General features: G+C 69.4%; 20 protein-coding genes. 15 read left to right on the top strand and 5 right to left on the bottom strand.

Annotation, left to right across the window (positions count from 1 at the left end; translation table 11 throughout):
• Window positions 1-35: 35 nt before the first annotated feature.
• Window positions 36-824, top strand: coding sequence for an SAM-dependent methyltransferase (locus tag ACGFYN_RS30705; protein ID WP_393869156.1), 789 nt, complete (start codon window positions 36-38; stop codon window positions 822-824).
• Window positions 825-840: 16 nt separating this feature from the next.
• On the opposite strand, the gene ACGFYN_RS30700 is transcribed toward ACGFYN_RS30705, so the two are convergent.
• Complete coding sequence (locus ACGFYN_RS30700; protein ID WP_393869155.1) at window positions 841-1,353, bottom strand: hypothetical protein; 513 nt, start codon at window positions 1,351-1,353, stop codon at window positions 841-843.
• A 40-nt stretch (window positions 1,354-1,393) separates the two neighbouring features.
• On the bottom strand, window positions 1,394-1,897 hold the full coding sequence (locus ACGFYN_RS30695) for an ATP-binding protein (protein WP_393869154.1): 504 nt from the start codon (window positions 1,895-1,897) through the stop codon (window positions 1,394-1,396).
• 142 nt (window positions 1,898-2,039) lie between these two features.
• Between ACGFYN_RS30695 and ACGFYN_RS30690 the strand changes: the two genes are divergently transcribed.
• Both ACGFYN_RS30690 and ACGFYN_RS30685 read left to right on the top strand, forming a co-directional pair.
• A complete protein-coding gene (locus ACGFYN_RS30690; protein WP_393869153.1) occupies window positions 2,040-2,270 on the top strand; it encodes a DUF397 domain-containing protein in 231 nt (76 codons plus the stop codon).
• A gap of 150 nt (window positions 2,271-2,420) precedes the next feature.
• Complete coding sequence (locus ACGFYN_RS30685) at window positions 2,421-3,341, top strand: helix-turn-helix domain-containing protein (RefSeq protein WP_393869152.1); 921 nt, start codon at window positions 2,421-2,423, stop codon at window positions 3,339-3,341.
• Window positions 3,342-3,353: 12 nt separating this feature from the next.
• On the opposite strand, the gene ACGFYN_RS30680 is transcribed toward ACGFYN_RS30685, so the two are convergent.
• Window positions 3,354-4,172, bottom strand: a complete 819-nt coding sequence (locus tag ACGFYN_RS30680; RefSeq protein WP_393869151.1) for an SAM-dependent methyltransferase — start codon at window positions 4,170-4,172, stop codon at window positions 3,354-3,356.
• 285 nt (window positions 4,173-4,457) lie between these two features.
• Here ACGFYN_RS30680 and ACGFYN_RS30675 point away from each other — a divergent pair, with 285 nt between their 5' ends.
• Complete coding sequence (locus tag ACGFYN_RS30675) at window positions 4,458-5,237, top strand: polysaccharide lyase family 7 protein (RefSeq protein ID WP_393869150.1); 780 nt, start codon at window positions 4,458-4,460, stop codon at window positions 5,235-5,237.
• A 78-nt stretch (window positions 5,238-5,315) separates the two neighbouring features.
• Entirely contained in the window at window positions 5,316-6,029 is a 714-nt protein-coding gene (locus tag ACGFYN_RS30670) for an alpha/beta hydrolase (RefSeq protein ID WP_393869149.1), read from the top strand.
• A 7-nt stretch (window positions 6,030-6,036) separates the two neighbouring features.
• On the opposite strand, the gene ACGFYN_RS30665 is transcribed toward ACGFYN_RS30670, so the two are convergent.
• Window positions 6,037-7,191, bottom strand: coding sequence for an ROK family protein (locus ACGFYN_RS30665; RefSeq protein ID WP_393869148.1), 1,155 nt, complete (start codon window positions 7,189-7,191; stop codon window positions 6,037-6,039).
• Window positions 7,192-7,570: 379 nt separating this feature from the next.
• Here ACGFYN_RS30665 and ACGFYN_RS30660 point away from each other — a divergent pair, with 379 nt between their 5' ends.
• From ACGFYN_RS30660 to ACGFYN_RS30630, 7 genes are read left to right on the top strand one after another with little or no spacing between them, the layout of a single operon-like run.
• Window positions 7,571-9,649 carry a fibronectin type III domain-containing protein gene (locus ACGFYN_RS30660; RefSeq protein ID WP_393869147.1) on the top strand — a complete coding sequence of 693 codons (2,079 nt, stop codon included), beginning with the start codon at window positions 7,571-7,573 and terminating at the stop codon, window positions 9,647-9,649.
• A 54-nt stretch (window positions 9,650-9,703) separates the two neighbouring features.
• Window positions 9,704-10,729, top strand: coding sequence for a carbohydrate ABC transporter permease (locus tag ACGFYN_RS30655; RefSeq protein ID WP_393869146.1), 1,026 nt, complete (start codon window positions 9,704-9,706; stop codon window positions 10,727-10,729).
• A gap of 11 nt (window positions 10,730-10,740) precedes the next feature.
• Window positions 10,741-11,679, top strand: a complete 939-nt coding sequence (locus tag ACGFYN_RS30650; protein WP_393869145.1) for a carbohydrate ABC transporter permease — start codon at window positions 10,741-10,743, stop codon at window positions 11,677-11,679.
• A 32-nt stretch (window positions 11,680-11,711) separates the two neighbouring features.
• Window positions 11,712-14,126: a glycoside hydrolase N-terminal domain-containing protein gene (locus tag ACGFYN_RS30645; RefSeq protein ID WP_393869144.1), complete on the top strand. Its 2,415-nt coding sequence runs from the start codon at window positions 11,712-11,714 to the stop codon at window positions 14,124-14,126.
• Complete coding sequence (locus ACGFYN_RS30640) at window positions 14,120-15,157, top strand: acetylxylan esterase (RefSeq protein WP_393869143.1); 1,038 nt, start codon at window positions 14,120-14,122, stop codon at window positions 15,155-15,157. Before ACGFYN_RS30645 ends, ACGFYN_RS30640 begins: the two co-directional genes overlap by 7 nt.
• Window positions 15,154-16,512 (top strand): ABC transporter substrate-binding protein, encoded by a 1,359-nt coding sequence (locus ACGFYN_RS30635; protein ID WP_393869142.1) that lies wholly within the window; start codon window positions 15,154-15,156, stop codon window positions 16,510-16,512. Before ACGFYN_RS30640 ends, ACGFYN_RS30635 begins: the two co-directional genes overlap by 4 nt.
• Window positions 16,513-16,556: 44 nt before the next feature.
• The gene (locus tag ACGFYN_RS30630) at window positions 16,557-18,743 is read left to right on the top strand and encodes an alpha-galactosidase (protein ID WP_393869141.1); all 2,187 of its coding nucleotides are present in this window, start codon (window positions 16,557-16,559) and stop codon (window positions 18,741-18,743) included.
• Window positions 18,744-18,755: 12 nt separating this feature from the next.
• Here ACGFYN_RS30630 and ACGFYN_RS30625 read toward each other — a convergent pair whose 3' ends face one another.
• The gene (locus tag ACGFYN_RS30625) at window positions 18,756-19,757 is read right to left on the bottom strand and encodes a LacI family DNA-binding transcriptional regulator (protein ID WP_393869140.1); all 1,002 of its coding nucleotides are present in this window, start codon (window positions 19,755-19,757) and stop codon (window positions 18,756-18,758) included.
• Window positions 19,758-19,938: 181 nt separating this feature from the next.
• Here ACGFYN_RS30625 and ACGFYN_RS30620 point away from each other — a divergent pair, with 181 nt between their 5' ends.
• Genes ACGFYN_RS30620 through ACGFYN_RS30610 form a run of 3 tightly spaced genes read left to right on the top strand, consistent with a single transcriptional unit; the run spans window position 19,939 to window position 23,091 of the window.
• Complete coding sequence (locus ACGFYN_RS30620) at window positions 19,939-21,273, top strand: ABC transporter substrate-binding protein (RefSeq protein WP_393869139.1); 1,335 nt, start codon at window positions 19,939-19,941, stop codon at window positions 21,271-21,273.
• Window positions 21,274-21,280: 7 nt separating this feature from the next.
• The gene (locus tag ACGFYN_RS30615; protein ID WP_393869138.1) at window positions 21,281-22,237 is read left to right on the top strand and encodes a carbohydrate ABC transporter permease; all 957 of its coding nucleotides are present in this window, start codon (window positions 21,281-21,283) and stop codon (window positions 22,235-22,237) included.
• 47 nt (window positions 22,238-22,284) lie between these two features.
• Entirely contained in the window at window positions 22,285-23,091 is an 807-nt protein-coding gene (locus ACGFYN_RS30610) for a carbohydrate ABC transporter permease (protein WP_393869302.1), read from the top strand.
• Window positions 23,092-23,112 lie beyond the last annotated feature (21 nt).

Below are 23,112 nucleotides of genomic sequence, written 5' to 3'. Positions count from 1 at the left end.
GCCTGCCCCTGTTTCACCGGCGCGATGGAGTTGCGATGACGACCGGCCCGGAGCCGTCCCTTCGGATCGACACCAGCAAGGCGCATCCCGCGCGGGTCTACGACTACCTGCTCGGCGGCAAGGACAACTACCCGGTCGACGAGGCCGTGGGCGAGCAGTTGCCGCCCGAGGCGCGGGACGCGGCGCGGCAGAACCGGGAGTTCATGAACCGTGCGGTGGCCTGGCTCGCCGCCCAGGGCGTCGACCAGTTCCTGGACATCGGTACGGGCATTCCCACGGAGCCCAATCTCCACCAGATCGTCCAGGGCGTCGTGCCGACGGCGAAGGTCGTCTACGCCGACAACGACCCGATCGTGCTGCGCCACGCCGAGGCGCTGCTGGTCAGCAACTCCGAGGGAGCCACCGACTACATCGAGGCCGATGTACGCCGGCCGGACGACATCGTCGAACACGCCCGGCACATCCTGGACTTCGGCCGTCCGGTCGCCCTGTCGCTGATCGCGCTGATGCACTTCATCCCCGATGCGCAGGACGCCCACGGCATAGTCCGCGGCCTGGTCGCCACGCTGCCCAAGGGCAGTTACCTGGTGCTGTCGCACGCCTCGTCCGACCTGTTCCCGGAGCTCTCCGCCCAGGTCACCGCCGAGTACGCGAAGGGCGGCATCGAACTGGGCTTCCGCGCTCGCCCGGAAGTCGAGCGCTTCTTCGACGGCCTGGAGCTCGTCCCGCCCGGCCTGGTGACGGCGACGGAGTGGGGCGTACCCGGTCAGATGCCCGAGCCCGAGGACAGCGGAATCTACGCGGGAGTGGCCCGCGTCGTCTGAGCGCTTGCCCGCGCCCTCAGTCGGTCAGGGTGCAGGCGAGAGCCTCGGTGGCGTGCACCAGTTCGGTGTCCTGCTCGGCCAGCAGCCGCGTAAGGGCACCGCGCTGGGCGCGCACCGCGCGGCGGGCCGCGGATTCCCACTCGACGTGGGCGCCATGGCGCCGACGGACCTTCGGGTAGGCAGCGGCCGTGATCTCCCACTGCCGGGCGTCGGCGATGTCCCGCAGCAGTCGGAGGATCTGCACCCGGCAGGTGGTCTTGGGGCGTTGGGCCAGGTCCCACAGGAAGGGGACCGTGACGGCCGTCGCCTGGCCGACCACGAAGCCGTACCGGCAGATGCGGTGCCGCAGCCGGTCCAGGGCGTTCTGAGCGGCGGCCGTGTCGCCGGAGGCGATGGCGGCGAGCAGGAACGGGATGGCCGCGGCCGAGCCCGAGGAGTCCTCGATGTCGTGCCAGGCGACCCGTCCGACATCCTGGAACGCGATGGCCTGCGTCTTGTCCGTCGCCTCTTCCGTCACCCTGTCCGTCACCGGACGATCCCCGCTTCGGACTTCGGTCGTGACTTCATCGTCAGATGCGCGCCTCGGTGGGCAGCAAGGCCCAGACGGTCTTGCCGACGGGATTGCACCGGGTCCAGCCCCAGTGCTGGGACAGCGCCTCGACGATGATCAGGCCGCGGCCACCCTCATCGAGGGATACGCCCGTGTGCCCCGGGCTGGGGAGCGTCTCCCCGCGGTCGGTGACGGCGCACATCAGGTGAGCCGGCCGGCGCTTGAGCCTCAGCAGCACCTCTGAACCGGCTGCCTCACCTGTGCCGCCTGCCGGCCCGTGGACCACCGCGTTGGCGACCAGCTCGGACACGACCGTCAGGGCGTCGTCACAGAGCTGATCCAACTCCCAGTCGGCCAGGACACGTTCGGTGAACTCCCGTGCCTCGCCGCAGGCCGTACGGCCGCCGGCCAAGCGCAGGCCGACGGCTTTGGCTCGGGCGCTCAGGGAGGCCCCGGCCGGCGCGGTGCGACCTGTGAGCGGACTCGGGCCGGACCAGGGTGCTGGTTGCACGGGCAGCGACACGGCATCTCCTGCGGTGGCGTCAGGACGGGGCGCTGACACGGACGTTGGTGCCTTGGTTATTATCCACGTCTACAGCCAGTCCGTGCAATTTCACGAGAAATTGCGCGTGCAGTTCGAGCCAGTCATGCGCAAGGAGACTGCAGTGCCATCAGTTTCGAACGGGGTACGAGCGAGTTCACTGGGCGTCCGCTGGATCAAGAGCCGACGCAGCAACGCCGAGGGCAACTGCGTGGAGGTCGCCGCCCTGGCCGAGGGTGGAGTGGCGATGCGCAACTCCCGTGACCCGCACGGCCCCGCGCTGATCTACACGTCCGCCGAGGTCGCCGCCTTCCTGGCGGCCGCGAAGGAGGGCGAGTTCGACGACCTGCTGTGACACCCTGCCCGAAACCCGCCGCACCGCCTGTACGCACACCCGCCGGGCCGCCCGGACGGAGCACCGCACTCCACTTCGGCCCACGCATGCGCCGGGACGCCAAGAGGTGGAATAATGCGGCCTGTTGCCCCCTGCCCACCGGGAGTCAGGATGCCCTCCGAGTCGCCGCGCGTCTCCCGTCTGGAACCGTATCTGCAGCGCACCGAGCCCGCGCCGACTTTGCTGAAGATGCTGGTCGGGGTGCAGCTGGCGGGTATCCGCGAAGACGCGGGTCTCGCGCAGGAACAGGCCGCGCGCGCCGTCGGGTTCAGCCCGGCGAAGCTCTCCCGCATCGAGGCGGGAAAGGGCCGTCGGCCTCCCACCGAGAACGACATCACGGCACTGCTGGAGTTCTACAAGACGGAGGACTACGAGACCTCCGTCCTGCTGCAACTGCTGCGGCGGGCCGGGGAACCCGGATGGTGGCAGCGCTTCGACAAGCGGCTGATCCCGGAGTGGTTCGACCGGCTGGTCGGGCTCCAGGAAGCGGCCGACTCCATCCGTACGTTCGAGATCCAGTACGTTCCCGGGCTGTTGCAGACTCCCGCCTACACACGCGCCGTGGTGCAGCGCGGCCTGCCCTCGGCGCCGGAACGCGAGGTCGGTCGCCGCGTCGAACTGCGATCCAGGCGGGGACAGTTGCTGCAGCGCGCGGACGCACCGCAGCTCTGGGCGATCGTCGACGAGTCGGTGCTGCTGCGTGTGCTGGGCAGCCGGGAGATCATGCGTGAGCAGCTGGAGCATCTGATCGCGATGGCCCAACTGCCGCATGTGACCGTGCAGGTCGTCCCGCTGGACGTGACCGACGCCTCCGCGCCGGCCATTCCCGTCACGTATCTGCGCTTCGGCGGACTGGACCTGCCCGACATCGTCTACCTGGAGCACATCAGGAGCGCGACGTTCCTGGAGGACCGCGACGACACGGAGCAGTACCGGGTGGCCCTGGACCAGCTGGCTGACGACGCCCTCAGCCCGCGCGACTCCCTGACCCGTCTCCGCGAGACGGCCCGGCAGAGGTACGGAGCCGATTGACCGGCCGGTCCGCTACCGGAGCAGGCCGACTCCGCCGAACTCGATCCACTCCTGGGTGAGCTGACGCGGTGCCACGTCGCTGTCGGGACGCCAGGTCGACACCTCCACCAGGCCCGGATCCAAAATCTCCAGCCCGTCGAAGAGCCGCGCCACGTCCTTCTCCTGGCGCACCCGGCCCCAGTGCCCCTGCGTCGCCTTGTCCATGAAGTCGGTCACGAAGGCCCGCACCTCGGGGTCCTCGCTGACCAGCTGGCACATCAGCAGGCAACTGCCGGGCACGAGCCGCTCGATCACGCGCTCGACGACCGCGGGCGGGCCGTCGGTCTCGCTGTCCGGGATGCAGTGGAACACGGAGTTGAACAGCACGGCCACCGGCTGCGAGAAGTCGATCAGCCGCTGGGTGTCGGGGTGGGAGAAGATCGTTTCGGTCTCGCGCAGGTCGGCCTGGATGACCGCGGTCCGCTCGTTCTGGTCCAGCAGGGCCCGGCCGTGCACCAGCACCATCGGGTCGTTGTCGACGTACACCACACGCGAGTCCGGATCGATCTGCTGGGCCACCTGATGCACGTTGTTCTGCGTGGGCAGACCTGACCCGTGGTCGAGGAACTGCCGTACGCCGTATTCCTGCGTGAGCGTCCCGACCACCCGCTGGAGGAAGCGGCGGTTGTTCAGTGCCAGCGCCCGGGTGCTGGGCACGACCTTGTCCAGTTCCTCGCAGGCGGCCCGGTCGACCGCGTAGTTGTCCTTGCCGCCGAGGTAGTGGTCGTACATGCGCGCGGCCGTGGGGACCGTGGCATCGATCTTGGTGGACAGCCGCTTCCCGGACTCCATCGTCTCCCCCAGCTCCAAGCCACGCCGGGCCAACCGGACCGGCAGACAACACATCCTAGGGAAAAGCCACTTGGACCTGCCACTCCTTCCGCACGACCGGTCGGCCAAGGCTCGGAACGGTTTCTTTCTTCACCTCTTGACGGAACTGGTGCAGACCTTTAGGTTCTGCCACACCCTCCGAGTTCACGCACAAGCACTGCGTTCACACATATGAACACTGAACTCCGAGCCAGGGAACGAGCCCCGGCACGTGCTCACCCCCCACTCCAGAAAGCAGGGCACGTCATGATCCGTTCGAAAGTCCTGACCGGCGTCAGTGTCACGGCCGTCGTCGGCGTCCTCGCGGTGATGAGCACCGGCAACGCCACCGCCGCCGACCCGAGCAAGGCGCCCGGCGGCAACTTCGACCTGTCCGTATGGCAGCTCCAGGAGCCCGTCGGATCGCCCGGCTCTCCCACCACCATTCCCTCCTCCCGCCTTCAGGGCGCGAGCGGATACCAGGACTCGTACTTCTACACGGACCAGCGCGACGGGGCGATGACCTTCTGGGCGCCGGAGAAGGGCGTCACGACGCCCAACTCCAACTACGCCCGCTCCGAGCTGCGGGAGATGAACCGCAGTGGCAGTGCCGCCGACTGGTCGCTCGGCGGGAGCCACAAGCTGAACGCCACGCTGCGGGTCGTGTCGGTGACGAAGAACGTGTGCGTCGGGCAGATACACCTCGGCAGCGGCGGTTCCTCCACCAAGCCCCTGCTGGAGCTCTACTACCACTCCAACGGCGACATCGTCCTCGGCACCGAGAACTCCCCTTCCGGCGGCCAGACTTCGCACACCGTGGGCCACGTCTCCATCGGCAAGACGTGGACGTACACGATCGCCGTCTCCGGCGGCGACACCATCGACCTGACGGTCAACGGCAGCACCACGCACTACCCGATCCCGTCGTCCTTCTTCTCCTACAAGCAGTACTTCAAGGCCGGTTCGTACAACCAGTCGTCCTCCGGCAGCACCACCAACGGTGCACGGGTGGCGTTCTACGGGCTGACCGTCTCCCACGGCGGCTGAACGAGGGCGGCCCGGCCCGGTGTTCTGCTGTCGGCCGAGAAGGTCGCGGCATCCCGGGCGGGACGGCAGGATCGTCGGATGCGGCCGATCTTCGTTCTCGTGCACAGCCCGTCCGTGGGCCCCTCGACCTGGCTTCCCGTGGCCGATCACCTGACGGCCGCGGGGCACCGGGTCCGGGTGCCGTCCCTGCTGCACGTCGGCGCCGGCGCCCCGCCCTTCTGGCCCCGCGTCGCCGACGCCGTACGCGACGATCTCAGGTCCGTCCCGGCGGACAGCCCCGTCGTCTTGGTGGCACACAGCAACGCGGGGTTGTTCATACCTGTGATCCGCGCGGGCCTCGACCACCCGGTCGCCGGCTCGGTCTTCGTGGACGCCGCACTGCCGGCCCGGTCCGGTTCCACGCCCGTCGCCGCACCCGAACTCCTAGAATTTCTGCGCCCGATGGCCGTGCACGGCAGCCTCCCGCGCTGGACCGACTGGTGGGACGAGGCGGACGTCGCCCCCATGTTCCCGGACCCGGCGGTGCGCCGGGCCGTCGTGGAGGAGCAGCCCACCCTGCCGCTGTCCTACTACGAGCAGCACGTCCCGGTCCCCGGCGGATGGGACGACCACCCTTGTTCCTACCTGCTGTTCGGACCTCCGTACGACGACCTCGCCGCCGAGGCGCGCGAGCGCGGCTGGCAGGTCGCGCACCTGCCCGGCGAGCACCTCCACCAGATCGTGGACCCGGCCGGCACCGCCCGGAAGCTCACCGCATTGGTCGAACTCGGCGGCGGCTCCAAAACGTCCTGACCAACGCCTACTTGGCGGGGGCGAATACGCGCTGTGCCGCGATGGCCGCCCCGCCTCGCGCCCACTCCTCGAACGGCAGCGGGCGGACGACGAGATCGCAGTCCACGGCGGCGCCGAAGGCGTGGTCGGTGAAGCTCTGCCGGATGTGGTCGGCGAACAGGTCGTAGGAGGCCACGCCCTCACCGGAGATGATGATCCGCTCCGGGCCGATGAGGTTGGCGACGCAGGCCAGCGCCAGGCCCACGGCGCCTCCGGCGCGGGCGAAGACCGCCCGGACGCCGGGGTCTCCGGCGTGCGCGAGGCGGACTGCCTCGTCCATGCTCAGCTGCGGGTTGCCGCTGGCCTGGCGGGCCTGCTCCGTGATCGCGTGGGTGGAGGCGACCGCCTCGACGCAGCCGGTGTTGCCGCAGGTGCAGATGCGGTCGGCACCGCTCACCGGCAGATGCCCGACCTCGCCCGCCACGCCGTGCGCCCCGGAGACCACACGGCCGCCGACGGACAGGCCCGCGCCGATGCCGGCGCCCACGGTGACCAGGGCGAAGGTCGACAGTCCCGCGCCCGCGCCGAACCACTGCTCGGCCACGGTCAGGGCCCGTACGTCGTTCTCGATGACGGTCGGGGTGCCGGCGGCCGTCTCGACCAGCTGGGCGAGCGGCACGCGACGCCAGTCGAGGAAGGGCGAGTACTGGACCGTGCCCAGCTGGCTGTCCACATCACCGGAAATGGTGACGCCGATGCCGTGCAGCGCACGGTCGCCCTCCACGCCCGCCGCGACCCGCAGGTCGTCCACCAGCCGTGCGATCGCCAGCACCACGGTGCCCACGTCGCGTGAGTCGAGCCGGACCCGACGGGAGGCGAGGGGCTGGGCGGTCAAGTCGGCCAGTACGCCGATGAGTTCCTCGCCGGTGACCTTCACGCCGGCGAACAGGGCGCGCTCCGCGCGCACGGCGATCAGGGTCGCCGGACGGCCGCTCGCCCGCTCCGTGGCGGGCCGGCCGAGCTCGGTGATCCAGCCGTCGGCCATCAGCGGGGTCGCCACCTTGGTCACGGCTCCCGGCGTCAGCCCGGTCCGCCGCCCGATCTCGGCGCGACTCAGCGGGCCGTGCTGGAGCAGGGTCTGGAAGACCAGGGCGGCCGCTGGCGGCTGATCGGCGAGGGTCATGCGGCGACCTTACCTTTCCTTTGGAAACTAAGACAAGGCCGGATACACCCTACCTTCCCCTCTAGAAACCGCAGGTCACTTGGAACTCGACCTCCGCAAGAACGCCTTCGACGGCACAGACATCGGATATTTCTGCCCTGCCGACTATGTTGACGCTGGAAGGAAACCCGGCCTACATTCGCCGCACTCCTCGCCGGGGCGGACGGGACGGTCCCGCGCCGCCGAGGAGCGTGGCCCCCACCCACTCCCCCCTTGGTCACAGCGATCCCCTCGGTGATGTTCCGGGACGACCACCGCCGAGAGGCTCTCCCCGCTCTGCCGCTTCCCCGATCCCACAGGCGGACCACCGCCTGCAGTCGCGCCCTGACGGAGTACATCCATGTCTCGTCCAGCTCGACCCGCACGCCTGAGAACCCTGACGGCTGTCACCGCGCTCGCCGTCGCACTCGCCGTGCCCGCCGCCGCGCGGGCCGCCGCTCCCGCCGACGCCCCTGCGGCCAAGGCGTCGTCCGGCACCACCGCCGCGCCCGTCGTGGCGGCCAAGCCGTACATGGGCTACAGCACCTGGAGCCTCGAATCCACCAACTTCCCCGGCTACGGCGGGGAGAACTGGGTCACCGAGTCCAACATCCTCAAGCAGGCCGACATCCTGGCCTCGAAGCTGAAGTCCCACGGCTACGACTACGTGAACGTGGACGCCGGCTGGAACGTCGACAACGGCAAGAACGTCGGCGACGCCTACGCCCGCCCGACCGCGGACCTCAAGAAGTTCCCGCACGGCATGAAGTACGTCGGCGACCAACTGCACCGCAAGGGGCTCAAGTTCGGCCTCTATCTGGCGGTCGGCCTGTACCAGGACTACTACAACGACGGCAAGACACCGATCCACAATGCCCCCGGCTGCACCACCAGGGACATCGTCTACCCGGACCTGCGCAAGACCAGCGGCTGGGACAACGTCTCCTACCAGCTGAACTTCTCGAGTCCCTGCACCACCGAGTACATCCAGTCCATCGCCGACGAACTCGCCTCCTGGGGTGTGGACTTCCTCAAGATCGACGGTGTCGGACCGGGCTCCAACCAGGGCGACGAGGCGCACAACAACATCCCGGACATCAAGGCGTGGCACACCGCGCTGCGGAACACGGGCCGCCCCATCCAGTTCGTCCTGTCCTGGTCGCTCAGCCACAACCAGGCCGACGTCTGGAAGGCCAACTCGAACGGCTGGCGCGACGACACCGACGTCGAGTGCTACTGCGACACCCTGGTGACCTGGAACAACTCCGTGAAGGGGCGCTGGAACGACGTAGTGCCGTGGATCGACGACGCCGGTCCCGGGCACTGGAACAACCTCGACTCCCTCGACGTCGGCTCCGGCGTCATGGACGGCATCAACAACGTCGAACGGCAGAGCTACATGACGCTGTGGGCCATCGAGTCCGCGCCCCTCTACATCGGTGACGACCTCACCAAGCTGGACTCCTACGGCCTGAAGCTGCTCACCAACGACGAGGTCATCGCGGTCGACCAGGCGGGCAACCCGGCGAAGCCGGTCAGCCAGAAGACCTCCGAGCAGGTCTGGTACGCCCGTAACGCGGACGGCAGTTACACCGTGGCCCTGTTCAACCTCGGCAAGGGCTACGCCGACGTGAGCGCCGACTTCAGCGACCTCGGCATCAGCGGCAAGGCCGCGGTCCGCGACCTGTGGAGCCGCAGGAACCTCGGCTCGGTGGGCGGCCACTTCACCGACAACCTGCCCCCGCACGGCTCGCGCCTGCTCTGGATCACCCCGAGCGGCACCGTCAACCACCCCGGCGTCCCGCTCGCCGTGCACGGCACCAGATCGACCGCCACCAGCGTCTCGCTCGACTGGGACGCGGTGAACTCCGGTACGAAGACCACCGGTTACGACGTCTACGCGAACGGCTCGAAGGCCGCCACCGTCACCGGCACCTCCGCCGCCCTGAGCGGACTCAAGGCCGGAACCGGCTACTCCTTCACCGTCGTCGCCCACGACGCCAGGGGCCGAAAGTCCGCACCCAGCAAGGCACTTGATCTCACGACACCGGCAGCCGGCGGACCGGTCCAATACGAGGCCGAAGCCTCCGGCAACACCCTCGGCGGCAACGCCTCCGTCTCCGACTGCTCCGCGTGCTCGGGCGGCAAGAAGGTCGGCAACCTCGGCGGCGGCGGTTCCGTGACGCTCGACCACGTCACCGCGCCCAAGGACGGCACGTACCTGATGAAGATCGACTACACCGACGGCTCCACCGGCCGCACGATCGTCGTCACCACGGGCGACACGTCCTTCCAGGTACCGCTGCCCGGCAGCAACGACAACAACTGGGGCACGCCGCAGTCGATCACCGTCACCGTGCCGCTGAAGGCCGGCGAGAACAGGATCAGCTTCGGCAACCCCTCGGACTACGCCTCCGACATCGACCGGATCACCCTCTGATCCCCAGTCCGACCCCGACCGACGTTCCACCCGCCTGAACCCGAGGAGAGTGCCGTGGTGGCCACATCACAGGGCAAGCTCATACAGCCGGCCACACCGCCGCCCGCCGCAGTGACCACCACGGCCACCGCCTCTGGCCGCACCCCGCACGTCCGCAAGACCCGTGGCGCCCGCAGGCCGGGCCGCTCCACGCCGACCAGGTCCGCGGCGGCCCGCCGCCGCGACCTGCCGGTCGCCCTGCTGCTCATCCTTCCCGCGGTGGCCGGGTTCACGATCTTCTTCGCCTATCCGACCCTCCGCGGCATCTACCTCAGCTTCACCGACTTCCACGTCCTCTCTCCGCCGAACTGGGTGGGACTGGCCAACTTCCGCGAGATGTTCGGCGACGACGTCTTCTGGCACTCCCTCCTCGTCACCGTCTACTTCGTCGCCCTGGCCGTCTCCTTCGGCACCCTGGTCTCGTTGGTGACTGCCGTGGTGCTGCACCGGGTGACCCGCTCCTCGCTGCTGCGCGGCGTCATCCTGCTGCCGTTTCTCATCTCCAACGTCATCGCCGCCCTGGTCTGGCAGTGGATGCTCGACCCGAGCCTCGGCATCGTCAACAGCGTCCTCAAGGAACTGACCGGCCACACCATCCTCTTCTTCGGCAGCGGCGGTTGGGCGGTCCCCTCGCTGGCGGCCATCAGCGTCTGGAAGTGGATGGGCTACTACGCCCTGCTGATCTTCGCGGGCCTCCAGACCATCCCGCCCACCATCTACGAGGCCGGACGCGTCGACGGCGCCGGCGAGTTCCAGATGTTCCGCCGTCTCACCGTCCCGCTGCTGCGCCCGATCCTGGTCATGGTGGTCGTCCTGACGGTCATCAACTCCTTCCAGGTGTTCGACATCGTGCAGGTCACCACCCGCGGCGGACCGGCCAACGCCTCGAACGTGCTGCAGATGTACATCTACGACAAGGCCTTCCGCCAGTTCGACTTCGGCTACGCCGCCACCCTCTCGCTGGCCCTGTTCGCGCTGCTCATCACGGTCACCTTCACCCAGCTGCGGCTCGCCCGCGCCAACGAATCCGACCTGAGCTGAAGGAGCCCGTGATGGCAGTCGCCCTCGCCCCCGGCCGGACGGCCACTTCGCACCACCGCACCAGCAGGACCTCCCGCCGTATGTCCCCCGGCAGGATCGCGGCCTGGATCTACCTCGGCGCCATCGTCCTGGTCACGCTCTTCCCCTTCTACTGGATCCTGCGCACCGCGCTGTCCAACAACTACAAACTGGCGACCAACCCTTCGTCGCCGCTGCCGGTCGGCTTCACCTGGGGCGCCTTCGAACGCGTCCTGGGCCTCGCCTCCACCGCACAGGCCCAGGCCCAGGGCGGCTCGGGCGCCTCCATCGACATCGCGCTCTACCTGCGCAACTCACTGATCTACGCGACCGTGCAGACGGCGCTGATCGTCCTGTTCTCCGCGGCAGCCGCATACGCCTTCTCCCGACTGCACTGGCGCGGCCGCAACCTGGTCTTCAACATCCTCATCGCCGCGCTGATGGTGCCCACCGTCTTCACGCTGCTGCCCAACTTCGTGCTCGTCAAAGACCTCGGGCTCTCCAACACCTTCGGCGGACTCATCCTGCCCGGCGCCCTGTTCCAGGCCTTCACCCTCTTCTTCCTGCGGCAGTTCATGCTGGGCCTGAGCAACGAGGTCGAAGAGGCCGCCATCATCGACGGCGCGGGCCCGCTGCGGATCTTCTTCCGGATCATCCTGCCGATGTCGTCCGCGCCGATCGCCACCGTGTCGCTGCTGATGTTCGTCAACGCCTGGAACGACTACTTCTGGCCGCTGCTCATCACCAACAGCCAGGACGTGCAGCCGCTCACGCTCGCGCTCGGCGTCTTCAAGCAGTCCTCGCCGCAGGCCGCCCCCGACTGGGCGGGCCTGATGGCCGCCGCCCTCATCGCGGCCCTGCCGATGCTGCTGCTCTTCGTCGCCTTCGGCAGGCGCATCGTCAACTCCATCGGCTTCTCGGGTCTCAAATGACCGGGCGTACACCGCGATCGGACGGCACCACCATGCCCGCCGGCGACCTGGTGCTGAAGTGGCCCGCACCCGCGGCCACTTGGACCGAGGCCGCCCCCGTCGGAAACGGCCGGATGGGCGCGATGGTCTTCGGCGGCCCCCACCGGGCCCGCATCCAGATCAACGACTCCACCGTGTGGACCGGCTCCCCCGGCGGCCCGGCCGCCGCCCTGGCCGCCGTCCGCGCGGCCGGCGCCGGCCCCCGGCGGCTCGAAGAGGTCCGCGCCGCCCTCCGCACCGGCGACCAGGCCCGGGCCGAGGAACTCCTGATGACCTTCGAAGGGCCCTACAGCCAGGAGTACCTCCCCTACGCCGACCTGCATCTGACCGTCGCAGGCGGCGAGAGGGGCACCTACCTCGGCAGGACGCTCAACCTCGACACCGCGGTGGCCGAGGACAGGTTCCACCTCGACGCGAGGACGGTCCACCGCCGGGTGTGGGCCGACGCCGTCACCAGCGCCCTGTGCACGACACTCGACGCGGACGGCGGCACCGTAGACCTGCTGGTCGAGCTGTCGACCCCCCTGCGCGAAGTGCACCGCTCGGCCGCGTCCAACGGCCTCACTCTCGGGATCGAGATCCCGGTGGACGGCGCTCCCGCGCATGAGCCGCAGGTCGCCGAGCCCCTGCGCTACGCCGACGGTCCCATCGACGGCTACGACCCCTTCGCCGCGCTCGCCCTCGCCCTGCACACCGACGGCGAGACGACCGTCGCCCACGGGAACCTCCTCGTCGCCGGTGGCTCCCACGTCCTCATCACGCTCGCCGGCTCCACCGCGGCCGCCCGCCACTGGCACGGAGAGGACGCCACCGACCGCACCACGCACCTGGCTCTCGCGAGCGACACCGCCGCCCAGGCCCTCGCGCAAGGTGCCGAACGCCTGCTCACGAGCCACGAGGCAGACGTACGCGGCCTGCTCGGCGGCACCTCGCTGCGGATCGGCCCACGCCGCTCCGGCACCTACGACGTCGCCCGCGACATCCTCACCGGTCACGACGAACTCCTCACCGCCACCGTGCTGTTCCAGCTCGGCCGCTACCTCCTGGCCACCGCGTCCCGCCCCCACGCCGGCCCCCCGGCCAACCTCCAGGGCATCTGGAACGCCGATCTGCGTCCCGCCTGGTCGTCCAACTACACGATCAACATCAACACGCAGATGAACTACTGGGGCGCGGAAGCCGCCGGTCTCTCCGCCTGTCACGAGCCCGTGTTCGACCTGCTCGACCGGATGTCCGCCCAAGGCACCCGGGTGGCACGGCAGTTGTACGGCGCCCGCGGCTGGGTCGCGCACCACAACACCGACATATGGGGCTGGGCCCTGCCGGTCGGCATGGGCCACGGCAGCCCCTCGTGGGCACTCTGGCCGATGGGCGGCGCCTGGCTCTCCCAACACGCATGGGACCACTACGAGTTCACCCGCGACCCCGGCTTCCTGCGCGAGCGGGCGTGGCCCCTGCTCAGCGGCTGCGCGGAGTTCCTGCTCGACTGGCTGGTCGACGACGGCACGGGCTTCCAGGACACGCTCCCGTCCACCTCTCCCGAGAACCTCTTCCTCGCCGACGGCGCCCACAGGTCCCTGACACGCTCCTCCGCGATGGACACGGCCCTGATCCGAGCCACCTTCGAACGGACCCTCAAGACAGCCGAGTTGCTGGGCCTGGACACTCCCCTGTCCGACGAGATACGCGCCGCCCTGCCCCGCCTGCGCCCGCCGCGGATCTCGGCGGAGGGCCGGCTCCAGGAGTGGGCCGAGGACCTCACCGAGGCCGATCCCCACCACCGTCACCTCTCCCACCTGATCGCCGTGCACCCGCTCGGTGTCATCGATCCCGACACCACGCCCGAACTGGCCGCAGCGGCACGCAAGTCGACGGACCGGCGTGGTCCCGGCGCCATGGGATGGTCCTGGGCCTGGAAGATCGCCCTGCGGGCCCGCCTGCGCGACGCCTCGACGGCTCGTTCGCTGCTGCTGGAGGCGAGCCGCCCGCTCGACGGCGACTCGACGATCGACGCCCCGGCCGACGGTTCCCAGTGGGGCGGACTGCTGCCCAACCTGTTCTCCACCCACCCGCCGTTCCAGATCGACGGCAACTACGGCTTCATGGCCGCCGTCACCGAGATGGTGCTGCAGAGCCACACCGGCACGCTCCACCTGCTGCCCGCCCTGCCCGCGCAGTGGCCCGACGGCCGGGCCACGGATCTGCGCTGCCGCGGCGGCCTGGCGGTCGACTTCAGCTGGGGCGACGGCGTCCCGACCACGGTCGCCGTGCGCCGCCTGGCCGGTGACGCGGGCGAACAGGTCCGCATCCGGCACCACGACCGCGCGACGGAGATACACCTCCCGGTCGGCCACCAGGTCGAACTCGACGCCGACCTGCGGGTGCGAGGGGAGCCGGTGCCGTGCTGACCGAGCAGGACGTGCCCGAGCTGTTCGCCTACCGCAGCGCCTACCGGGAGCCCGCCGACTTCGACGCCTTCTGGAAGGGCACACTCACCGAGGCACGCGCCGAGCGGGAAGCCTCGCTCGAACTGACCGCCGTCGATACCGGCTTGGAGACGGTCGACGTCTTCGACGCCGTCTTCCCCGGCTTCGGCGGCCACCCGGTCAGCGGCTGGCTCCGGATGCCCCGGTATCGCACCGGGCCGCTTCCCGCGATCGTCCAGTTCCACGGCTACGGCAGCGGGCGCGGCGCCCCCGTCGACGACCTGCTGTGGGCCTGCGCCGGATACGCCCACCTGCTGGTGGACGCACGCGGGCAGGGTGGTGCCTGGGCGGGCGGCGGCGCCACACCCGACCCGGTCGGCAGTGGGCCCGCCCACCCCGGCTTCCTCACCCGCGGCATCGAGGACAAGGACTCGTACGTCTACCGGCGGGTGTTCACCGACGCCGTGCGCGCGGTGGAGGCGCTGCGCAGCCGCCGCGACCTCGTGGACCCGGCGCGGCTCGCCGTGGTCGGTCCCAGTCAGGGCGGCGGTATCGCCCTCGCGGTGGCCGGGCTGGTCCCCGACCTGTCGGCCGCCCACGTCCAGGCGCCCTTCCTGTGCGACATCCGTCAGGCCACCCGGCTCACCGACGCCGATCCCTACGGCGAGATCGTCGGCTACCTCGGCGCCCGCCGGGAACGGGTCGCGCAGACCTTCGAGACCCTCAGCTACTTCGACGGGCTCGCCTTCGCCCGCCGCGCCACCGCCCCGGCCTGGTTCTCCGCCGGGCTGCGCGACGAGGTGTGCCCGCCGGTCACCACGATCGCCGCGTACCACGCCTACGCCGGGCCCAGGCAGCTGCGCCTGTGGGAGTTCAACGGCCATGACGCCGGCGGCCCCGAAGACCTGGCCATCGCCCTCGGCGCGTTCCGCGCCCTCCTCAAGACGTCGTCCCGACCGCCGGTGCTGCCGTCCCCCGCACCCTCCGCGTCACCCCGAAAGAAGGACCGATGAAACGCTCCACGGGAGTTCGAAAGACCGTCGCGCTGGGCGCCACGCTCACCCTGGCGGCGGTGCTGTCCGCCTGCTCCAGCGGCTCCTCCGCCGGCGGCTCCAAGACCGTCAACTGGTGGACCTGGGACGACAAGCAGGCCGCCGCGTACAAGGTGTGCGCCACCGACTTCGAGAAGGCCAACCCCGGCGTCACGGTGAAGATCACCCAGTACAACGTCAACGACTACTTCACCAAGCTCACCGCGGGGTTCGTGGCCGGCAACGCGCCCGACGCCTTCCAGAACAGCGTCCAGTTCTTCCAGGCGTACGCCTCCCAGCACCAGTTGATGCCGCTCGACGACTTCATCGCCAAGGACAAGTTCGACCTGTCCCGCTTCTCGGTCGGCGTGGACGCCTGGAAGTTCACCGACGGCAAGCAGTACGCCCTGCCCCTGGACTGGGCGGCGACCGGCCTCTACTACAACCAGGACGCCCTGAAGAAGGCCGGGTACGGCGCGAAGGACGTCGACTCGCTCAACTGGAACCCCGACGACGGCGGCACACTCGGCAAGATGATCGCCCACATGACGATCGACGAGAAGGGCCGCCGCGGCGACGAGAAGGGCTTCGACAAAACCCAGGTGAAGACCTACGGCTACGGAGAGGTCGCGGCCAAGGACTTCATCGGGCAGGTCACCTGGAGCCCGCTGGTCGACACCACGGGCTGGCGGCTCGGAGACAAGGCGACCTGGCCGACGGTGTTCAACTACAGCGACCCGCGGTTCGTGAAGACCATGGACTGGGTGCGCTCCCTGACGGACAAGGGATATGCCCCCAAGATCGGCCAGTTCACCGACAGCGTCAGCGACATCGACCTGCTCTCCTCCGGCAAGGTCGCCATGGAGAGCGCCGGTTCGTGGGAGGCCTCGACCTTCGTGAAGATCCCCGGCCTCAAGGTCGGCATCGCGCCCACTCCCTACGGCCCCGACGGCACGACCCGGGCCGTGCTGAGCAACTCCAACGGCAACAACATCTGGGCCGGCACCAAGAACGCCGACCAGGCCTGGAAGTGGGTCTCGTACATGGGCAGCGAGGCATGCCAGTCCAAGGCCTCGCTGACCGGCACCTTCTTCCCGTCGATCCCGGCCTCGATGGGCGCCTCGGCCAAGGCGCTGGCCGGCAAGGGGGTGGACCTGTCGGTGTTCACGGACATGATGAAGAACAAGGTCCTCTACCCGTCTCCGGTCTACGGCAACGGCGCCGCCCTCCAGGATGCGCTCGAGCCGTTGTTCCAGGCCTACTTCGCCGGCCAGAAGGGCGATTCCGTCTTCCCCGAGATGCAGAGCAAGAGCAAGCAGCTGCTCGCCAAGAAGTGACACGCCCGCCCTACGACACCGCCCCCTGAAAGGCAGGACTCTGCATGCCGGACACCACCGCGCGGATTCACACCCTGCGCGCGGCAGGCACCGCACTGATCGTGGAGCTCACCGAGCCCGTGCCCAGAGTCCTGCACTGGGGGGCCGACCTGGGCGAGTTGCCGCCGGACGCCCTGGCGGCACTCGCCCTCACCGGCGAACCCGCGGTGCTCAACAACTCCATCGACATTCCACGCCGGTTCACGGTCTGGCCCACCGAGGCCGACGGCTGGTCCGGCACGCCGGCCCACGAGGGCCACCTGGCCGGCACCTTCGCCGCACCGAGGTTGACGCTGACCGACAGCTCGTACCGTCCGCGGTCCGAGGGCGGTGAGCTGACCCTCCGGCTCACCGACGAAGGAGCCGGACTCGACGTCACCCTCACCTACCGGCTGGAGCCTTCCGGTGTGCTGGGTGTGCGCACGACGCTCACCCGGCGGTCCGCCGCCGGCCCGGCGCCGTACGACCTGGCGCACGTCACGACGCTGCTGCCGCTGCCCCGACGGGCCGCGGAGGTCCTGGACTTCACCGGCAAGTGGAGCCGGGAGCGGTCCCCTCAACGGCGCCCGCTGGGCTTCGGCAGCCACGTCCGGGAGGTGCGGCGCGGGAAACCCGGTCTGGACTCGCCCTATCAAGTGACCGTCGGCGTGCCCGGTTTCGGCTTCCGCAGCGGGGAGGTCTGGGCGGTGCACGTCGCCTGGAGCGGCGATCAGCGGTATCTGGTCGAGCAGTTGCCGGAGGGCGCGGGCACCCATGCCGCGGTGCTGGGCGGCGGCGAGCTGCTGCGGGCCGGGGAGATCCGGCTCGCGCCCGGCGAGTCGTACACCGCGCCGGTGTGTCACTTCGCCTGGTCCGACCAGGGGCTCGACGGGCTCGCCAACCGTTTCCACAGCCTGCTGCGGTCCCGTGGCACCCATCCGCGCCGTCCGCGCCCGGTGATCCTCAACAGCTGGGAGGCCGTGTACTTCGACCACGATCTGGACCGGCTGCTGCGCCTGGCCGACAAGGCCGCCGAGGTGGGGGTCGAGCGGTTCGTGCTGGACGACGGCTGGTTCCGCGGGCGCCGCTCGGACGACGCCGGGCTGGGCGACTGGACCGTGGACCCCGTGGTGTGGCCCGAGGGGCTGACGCCGCTGGTGGACCATGTGCGGTCGCTGGGCCTGGAGTTCGGGCTGTGGGTCGAGCCGGAGATGGTCAACCTCGACTCGGACCTGGCCCGTGAGCATCCGGACTGGGTGCTCGGCCCGGCCCGCGGGATCGGCCCGCCGGCTCGCCATCAGCACATCCTGGATCTGACCAACACCCAGGCCTGGCGCTACCTGTTGGACTCACTGGACGCCCTGGTGGAGAAGTACGGCGTCGGCTATCTGAAATGGGACCACAACCGGGAGCTCCACGAGACCGTCCACGGCACGGCCGACCGGCCGGTCGCGCACGCGCAGGTACTCGCCCTGTACCGGCTGATGGACGCGCTCAAGGAACGCCACCCCGGGCTCGAGATCGAGAGCTGCGCCGCCGGAGGCGGACGCGTCGACCTGGGCATCCTGGAGCGCACCGACCGGATCTGGGCCTCGGACTGCAACGACCCGGTGGAGCGCCAGGCCATCCAGCGGTGGACCGGGCAGCTGCTGCCGCCCGAGCTGGTGGGCACCCACGTCGGTCCGGGTACCAGCCACACCACCGCCCGCGTCGGGTCGGACTCACTACGGCTGGCCACGGCCCTGTTCGGGCACGCGGGCATCGAACAGGACCTCACCCGCTGCTCCCCCGAGGAACTCGCCCGGATCACCTCGTGGACCGCGCTCCATCGCGAGCTGCGCCCGCTGCTCCACGGGGGGCGAACGGTCCGTGCCGACCTGGCCGACGAGGCGACGCTGCTGCATGGTGTGGTGGCGCACGACGGCTCCGCCGCTCTCTACTGCTGGGCCCGCCTGGCCACCTCGCCCGAGGGTCAGTACGGGCGGGTGCAGCTGCCCGGTCTCGCCCTGGAGGCGACGTATCAGGTGCGTGTGCGCGCGGAGTTGGGCCTGCCGTCCTTCCACCAGACCGACGGGCCCGCCTGGCTGCCGGCGGCGCTCGACGGGCGGCTCACTCTGCCGGGCTCGATCCTGACCATGGCCGGGCTGCCCATGCCGAACCTCAACCCCGGCCAGGCGCTCCTCGTCGAACTGCGCCGTGCCGAGGCCGGATAGCCGGGATGGCGGCTACGCCGATTCGCGCAACCGCAACTCCGCCCTGACCGCCGACTCGTCGCGGCTGAGCGGGCCGCTTCTGGTCAGCAGCCGGGCAGCCTGCTCCACGGTGAGCGCGCCGAGCTCCCGGGTGTCCAGGGCCACCGTGGTCAGCGGCGGTTCGACGAGGGTGCCGAGTTGCAGGCCGTCGAAGCCGATCACGGCGAGGTCTTCGGGGATGCGCCGTCCGAGCTTGCGTGCGGCGCGCAGGGCTCCGATGGCGATGATGTCGTTGAAGGTGAACACGGCGGTGACGTCCGGGTGTTCGGCGAGGAGTGTCCGCAGTGCCCCCTCCCCGCCCTCGATGCTCTGGTCGGCGCGGCTCACCGTGCCGGAGTCCAGTCCGCAGGCGGACATGGCGCCGTCGAACCAGTGGTGGCGGATGCTCGGCTCGGACCGGGTCGCGTGGTCGATCATGCCGATGCGCCGGTGCCCGGAGTCCACCAGGTGCCTGATCGCGTCACGGACTCCCGCCTCGCCGTCGATCCGGATCGCGCTGAACCGCTCGGCGCGGTGCTCCCGGTCGATGAGCACCACGGGGAGCCCCCGGGTCAGCTTGTCGATCTCCTCCTCCGGCAGGGTCAGATATCCCACGACGGCGTCCACCTGCGAGGAGATGACCTCCAGCGTGCCGCGCTCCTCCTCGACGCGGTCTCCGGTGTCGTAGACGACGACGTGCCAGCCCCGCGAGCGCGCGGCCTCCAGCGCGGCGGCGGCGACCTCGGTGAAGAACGGGTTGAGCAGGTCGGGGATCACCAGGCCGACGCTTGTCGTGTCCTGCCGGACGAGCCCCCGGGCGAACCGGCTCGGCCGGTATCCCAGTTCCTGGGCCGCGTCGAGGACGCGCTGCTTGGTGGTGGCGTCGATCTCGCCCTTGTCGTTGAGCGCGCGCGACACGGTCTGCCGGGACACTCCGACGGCCCGCGCCACATCGTCGATCGTCACCCGGCGCGGGCCGGTACCCGACGACGCCATCGTCCACCTCCGTCTGCCGAGTGCGACCCCGATCGGCATGATTCCAGAGCCTTGACACATGTCCGCACATAAGCGCAGACTCCGAATCGCTTGCTCCCGTGAGCGCTCACGTTACCGCTCACGGCGCTTGGTTCCAACCCACCCAGCTACCGCCTCCAGTCGTTCTCTGGGAACGGAAAACATGAGCTACACACTCACCCGCACCCGCCTCGCCGCCATCGTCGCGGCCACCGGTATCGCCGTGCTCTCCGGCTGCTCCTCGTCCGGTCCGTCGGACAAGGCGGCCGCGGCCTCCTGCGACCCCGCGAAGGGCAAGGTCACGCTCCAGTACTGGAACACCGTTCCGGGCATGGACAGGGTCGTCGCCCTCTGGAACAAGAAGAATCCGGACATCCAGGTGGAGACGAAGAACATCTCCAACGACCAGTACGGCATCCTCGGCAACGCCCTCAAGGCGGGCAAGGCACCGGACCTCGCCCAGGTCGGCTACGACGAACTGCCCAACCTGCGCACCCAGAACGCCTTCGTGGACGCCTCGGCCTGCTCGGCCGCCACCGCCGCCAAGTCGAAGTTCGTGCCGTGGACCTGGTCGCAGACCAGCTTCGGCGACACCGGCGTGTTCGCGCTCCCGCAGGACACCGGCCCGATGGCCCTCTTCGTGCGCAGCGACCTCTTCAAGAAGTACGGCATCGCCGTGCCGAAGACCTGGGACGAGTACGCGGCCGCCGCACAGAAGCTGCACAAGGCGGACTCCAAGCTCACGATCACGTTCTTCGACCCGAACAACGCCGAGTGGTTCAACGGTCTCCTCTGGCAGAACAGCGCCAGGATGTACAGCTACTCCGGCGGCAAGTGGCAGGTCAGCGTCGAGTCCGAGCAGAGCAGGCAGGTCGCCGACTACTGGCAGAAGCTGATCTCCGGCAAGCTCGTGCGCACCGACCTCGCCAACGGCTCGACGCAGATGTACGCCGCGTACCAGAAGGACCAGGTCGCCAGTTACGTCGGCGCCGCCTGGGGCTACAGCATGTTCCGCGACAACCTGCCCAAGCAGGCCGGCAAGTGGAGCGTCGTGCCGATGCCGACGTGGGGCACGAACGGCTCCTCCGGCGACTGGGGCGGGTCGACCGTGGCGTTCATGAAGGGCAGCAAGCACCTCTACGAGTCGGTCAAGTTCAACACCTGGCTCAACAGCGACCCCGAGGCCCTGGCGATGGAGAACAAGCTGGGCGGTCTCTACCCGGCCGCGAACGCCGGGCTCCAACTGCCCGCCCTGTCCAAGGGCGTTCCGTACTACGACAACGAGAAGGTCTTCGACGTCTTCGCCGACTCGTCCAGGAAGATCGACACCAGTTTCGCCTGGGGGCCCACCCAGAAGACGGTGAACCTGGCGCTCCAGGACGCGATGGCCAAGGCGGCCGCCGGCGACGGCACGCTCGGCGACGCCCTCGCCAAGGCCCAGGCCACCGCGCTGAAGTCCATGAAGGACCAGGCGATCCCGGCCGCGGCGGGCAAGTGACCATCGCATGACCGACATCGCGACCCGCACGACCCACGCGATCCGCGTGGTGGAGCCGCCCAAGGGCCGTCGCCGTCTGCGCGGCGGCGGCCCCCGGGCGGGCACGATCCTCGCCTTCGTGGCCCCGTTCTTCCTGCCGTTCGTGCTGTTCTACCTGGTGCCGGTCGGCTACGCGCTCTGGCAGAGCTTCCGCGTCGTTCGGCGCACCGGCGGCCAGTACGGCAGCTCGTACACCACGTTCGGCGGCTTCCACCAGTACGCGCAGGTGTTCCAGAACGACGAGTTCTGGTCCAGCATCGGACGCATCGGCCTGTTCGGCATCGTGCAGGTGCCGGTCATGCTGCTCGTCGCCCTGATCATGGCGCTGCTGCTGGACACACCGCTGCTGCGGCTCAAGCCGTTCTTCCGCATCACCGCGTTCATGCCGTACGCCGTGCCCGGTGTCATCGCGGCGATCATGTGGTCGTATCTGTACTCGCCTCAACTCAGCCCGGTCGTCGACCTGTTGAACGGGGTCGGCCTCAAGCCCGACTTCCTCGGCCCGGGCGCCGTGCTGTGGTCGACGGCGAACGTCTCGACCTGGCTGTGGACCGGCTACAACATGCTGATCATGTACTCGGCCCTCCAGTCGATCCCGCAGGAGCTCTACGAGGCCGCACGGATCGACGGCGCGGGCAACTGGACCGTCGCATGGCGGATCAAGGTGCCGATCATCGCCCCGTCGATCGTCCTGACCACGGTCTTCTCGATCATCGGGACGCTCCAGCTCTACGCCGAGCCGGCCGTGCTGCGGCAGATCTCCTCGAACATCTCCAGCACGTTCACGCCCAACATGCTCGCCTACGCGGTCGCTTCGGGGAACAACTATCAGCAGGCGGCGGCGATCTCCGTCGTCATCGCCGTCATCACCTTCGTCCTGAGCTTCGGGTTCATGCGACTGACGTCGAGGAGGGCCGGATTGTGAGCTACCAACCCTCCATCCGCGAAAGCCGCGTCAGCCGTACGGCCGTCATGGCGCTGATGCTCCTGCTGGCCGTCTACTTCATGCTGCCGGTCTACTTCCTGATCGTGGCCGCGACGAAGCCCCAGGGCGACCTCGCCTCCACCAACGGCCTCGCGTTCTCGCACTTCAACCTGCTCGAGAACCTGCGCATCCTGTTCACCCGCAGCGACGGCATCTTCGGCCGGTGGGCGGTCAACACCGTGGTCTACGCGGTGCTGGGCGCGGCCGTGGGCACGCTGATCTCCGCGCTGTGCGGCTACGCCCTCGCCAAGTTCCCGTTCCGCGGGCGGGAGTTCCTGTTCTCCGTCATCCTCGGCGGGGTGTTGGTGCCGACCACCGCGCTCGCGCTGCCGCTGTTCCTGCTGTTCTCGGCGACCGGGATCGTCAACACCTACTTCGCGGTCTTCCTGCCCAGCATCGTCAGCCCGTTCGGCGTCTACCTCGCGCGTATCTTCGCGGGCGCCGCCGTACCGCAGGAGCTGATCGAGTCGGCGCGGCTGGACGGCGCGGGCGAGTTCCGCACGTTCTTCTCGGTGGCGTTCAAGCTGATGACACCGGCGCTGGTGACCATCTTCCTGTTCCAGTTCGTGGCCATCTGGAACAACTTCTTCCTGCCGATGGTGATGCTCCAGAAGGAGTCGCTGTTCCCGATCACGCTCGGGCTCTTCGAATGGAACGGCCAGACGGCCCGCGCCCCGCTGCTCCAGGAGTCCGTGATCACCGGCTCGCTGGTGTCGATCGTGCCGGTGATCGTCGTGTTCATCCTGCTCCAGCGGTTCTGGCGCACGGGACTCGCCGCGGGGTCCCTCAAGTGACGCCCCCACGCACCCGGAAAG

It is taken from the genome of Streptomyces sp. NPDC048419, from assembly GCF_043200415.1.
In the GTDB taxonomy this organism is placed as follows: domain Bacteria; phylum Actinomycetota; class Actinomycetes; order Streptomycetales; family Streptomycetaceae; genus Streptomyces.
The sequence above is the reverse complement of the archived record's forward strand: the minus strand, read 5'-3'. Positions and strand labels throughout refer to the sequence as shown.

Excerpts from the sequence above, each read along its gene's own strand:
- ACGFYN_RS30705 (WP_393869156.1), top strand. The coding sequence starts at position 36 with ATGACGACCGGCCCGGAGCCGTCCCTTCGGATCGACACCAGCAAGGCG.
- ACGFYN_RS30685 (WP_393869152.1), top strand. The coding sequence starts at position 2,421 with ATGCCCTCCGAGTCGCCGCGCGTCTCCCGTCTGGAACCGTATCTGCAG.
- ACGFYN_RS30680 (WP_393869151.1), bottom strand. The coding sequence starts at position 4,172 with ATGGAGTCCGGGAAGCGGCTGTCCACCAAGATCGATGCCACGGTCCCC.
- ACGFYN_RS30675 (WP_393869150.1), top strand. The coding sequence starts at position 4,458 with ATGATCCGTTCGAAAGTCCTGACCGGCGTCAGTGTCACGGCCGTCGTC.
- ACGFYN_RS30670 (WP_393869149.1), top strand. The coding sequence starts at position 5,316 with ATGCGGCCGATCTTCGTTCTCGTGCACAGCCCGTCCGTGGGCCCCTCG.
- ACGFYN_RS30665 (WP_393869148.1), bottom strand. The coding sequence starts at position 7,191 with ATGACCCTCGCCGATCAGCCGCCAGCGGCCGCCCTGGTCTTCCAGACC.
- ACGFYN_RS30660 (WP_393869147.1), top strand. The coding sequence starts at position 7,571 with ATGTCTCGTCCAGCTCGACCCGCACGCCTGAGAACCCTGACGGCTGTC.
- ACGFYN_RS30650 (WP_393869145.1), top strand. The coding sequence starts at position 10,741 with ATGGCAGTCGCCCTCGCCCCCGGCCGGACGGCCACTTCGCACCACCGC.
- ACGFYN_RS30645 (WP_393869144.1), top strand. The coding sequence starts at position 11,712 with ATGCCCGCCGGCGACCTGGTGCTGAAGTGGCCCGCACCCGCGGCCACT.
- ACGFYN_RS30635 (WP_393869142.1), top strand. The coding sequence starts at position 15,154 with ATGAAACGCTCCACGGGAGTTCGAAAGACCGTCGCGCTGGGCGCCACG.
- ACGFYN_RS30630 (WP_393869141.1), top strand. The coding sequence starts at position 16,557 with ATGCCGGACACCACCGCGCGGATTCACACCCTGCGCGCGGCAGGCACC.
- ACGFYN_RS30625 (WP_393869140.1), bottom strand. The coding sequence starts at position 19,757 with ATGGCGTCGTCGGGTACCGGCCCGCGCCGGGTGACGATCGACGATGTG.
- ACGFYN_RS30620 (WP_393869139.1), top strand. The coding sequence starts at position 19,939 with ATGAGCTACACACTCACCCGCACCCGCCTCGCCGCCATCGTCGCGGCC.
- ACGFYN_RS30615 (WP_393869138.1), top strand. The coding sequence starts at position 21,281 with ATGACCGACATCGCGACCCGCACGACCCACGCGATCCGCGTGGTGGAG.
- ACGFYN_RS30610 (WP_393869302.1), top strand. The coding sequence starts at position 22,285 with ATGGCGCTGATGCTCCTGCTGGCCGTCTACTTCATGCTGCCGGTCTAC.